Here is a 2294-nt window from a genome sequence, read left to right on the forward strand (position 1 = left end):
ACCATTTTATATCCTTGGGCCATTGCCTACTGATATTGGCGCTGGATATGACCATATAACAAGCGCTATTGGTGGAACTATGGCTGCATATCATGGTGCTAGTATGTTATGTTATGTTACGCCTAAAGAGCATCTAGGCTTACCAAACGCAAAAGATGTAAGAGATGGCATAATAGCTCACAAAATTGCAGCTCACTCAGCTGATATCGCATTAAATCGTCCAGGCGCCATAGATAGAGATCACGCTATGAGCGATGCAAGATATAAATTTGAGTGGAACAAACAGTTTGAGCTAGCTCTAGATCCAGATAAAGCAAGAGAATTGCACGATGAGAGCCTTCCTCAAGATGTATTTAAAGAGGCTGAGTTTTGTTCTATGTGTGGGCCTAAATTTTGTGCTTATAAAATAAGTCAAGAGATAGCTAAAACTAGCTGTGAAAGCTATCCCAAACAAGATGAAAACAAAGATATATAAAAAATCTACGCCGCTATAATTTTAAGTGCTTTAGCGGCGATATCTATTTTGTTGTTGTACTTTTTTGACTTTAGATTTGATAATTACTATAATTTCATCAAAAGCGTAAATTTAATAGCTATTTGTATTAACAAATTTAACATTTTAAACACTTAAATATCTAGAAAATTTTTTAGTATCTTTTTACCTTGTTCTTGCAGTATAGATTCAGGATGAAACTGAACTCCATAGCAATGATATTTTTTATGTTTTATGGCCATAATGATGCTTTTATTTTCTACTTTTATATCTGCTAAAATATCAAATTCGGCTATATTTTTTACGCATAAAGAGTTGTATAAAGCTATTTTTAAAGGCTTTTTTACCCCTTTAAAAAGTAAAGATTTTCTAAATTCGCATTCTATGCTTATACCATGAAATGGTCTGGGCATACGAATAATATCGCCACCAAAAGCTTTAGCTAAGCATTGATGACCTAAGCATACACCTAGAATTGGTTTTTTGCTACTTAAAGCCTTTATAATATCAACACAAATACCAGAATCATCAGGCGTTCCAAATCCAGGTGAAATAATAATTTTATCAAATTTAGTAGCATATTTTATCGCTTTTTTTGTAGTAGCAAAATCATTTTTTACCACCTTAACCTTAACGCCAAGCTCTTTTAAATAATAGACTATATTATAGGTAAATGAGTCGTAATTATCTATCAATAAAACTCTCATAGTTCTACCTTTATAGCACCACGTAGCGAATTTATAGCGTAAATTTCTTTGGCATTTTTTAGATCATCTAAGCTTAAAATATCCTCTTGTATCTCACCAGATTTTAATAATTTCTCACGCAAAGTTCCTGGTAGCATGCCGCTTTGCAACTTTGGAGTAAGAAATTGACCATCTATGTTTAACACAATATTTGAACGACTGCCTTCGCAAAGCTCATCTTTTTCATTTAGATAAAAAATATCAAAAAGCCCATCATTTACAATATGCTCATCTCGTAGCGTGGTTTTGTGATATAAAAGATCATTGCAAGAATTTAAGCGGTTTTGGCTAATTGCAATTTTATTTGAATTAATGGGCGGAATTTGAGTTTGGATTATTTTAAACTCACCACTTTTGCTCAAGATCAAATTTACCCTTGTATCACCATTGCTAGGCTTTAAATTAGCAAAAATATTTCTAAATTTAGAGATACTCTCAAAACCACTTTGACTATTTATACCGCCTATAATATCGCAAAATTTCAATACACTCTCATCCGTATCATCAAAATCAAATTCTATTGGCAACTTAAATCCTAACAATTTAGCACTGTTAATAACTCTTTTTAAATGATTTTGCAATAAAAATATCTTATCACCACGCAAAAGCATAGTCTCAAACAATTCAAATTCCATCTTAGGGTATAAAAAGCTACTTTTTAGTTCTAATTCGACAAACTCATCATTGCATTTTGAATCCCAAACCACACCACTACCAACGCCATATCTATAAAAATCTTGATTAAATCTCTTTTCAAGCGTTCTAATTGGTACGCTAAAAATGGCTTTATTAGCATTTATAACTCCCATTGCACCACAATAAACTCCACGTTCTCTATCTTCTAAACGCTTTATAATACGCATTGTGGCTAGTTTTGGCGCACCAGTAATTGACCCACAAGGAAAAACAGCATTAAAAATCTTGCTTAAATTTCTATTTTTAAGCTTAGCTTTAAGAGGTGAAATTGCTTGAAATAGCGTTTTGAGTTTAATAATTTTCATCGGCTTTTTTATACGCAATGAGCCAACTTTAATAATCTTACTCATATCATTACG

General features: G+C 32.3%; 3 protein-coding genes. 1 reads left to right on the forward strand and 2 read right to left on the reverse strand.

Annotated features, from left to right (window positions below; genetic code table 11):
* Positions 1–475 (forward strand): phosphomethylpyrimidine synthase ThiC (locus J6V67_RS02030; protein ID WP_291857799.1); only part of this gene is annotated, 475 nt, incomplete at its 5' end.
* Between the two features lie 152 nt (positions 476–627).
* Here J6V67_RS02030 and J6V67_RS02035 read toward each other — a convergent pair.
* Entirely contained in the window at positions 628–1200 is a 573-nt protein-coding gene (locus J6V67_RS02035; RefSeq protein WP_086254670.1) for an aminodeoxychorismate/anthranilate synthase component II, read from the reverse strand.
* A partial coding sequence (locus J6V67_RS02040) for a chorismate-binding protein (RefSeq protein WP_291857803.1) occupies positions 1197–2294 on the reverse strand: 1098 nt, incomplete at its 5' end. The genes J6V67_RS02040 and J6V67_RS02035, both read right to left, overlap by 4 nt.

The organism is Campylobacter sp. (assembly GCF_017646085.1).
In the GTDB taxonomy this organism is placed as follows: domain Bacteria; phylum Campylobacterota; class Campylobacteria; order Campylobacterales; family Campylobacteraceae; genus Campylobacter.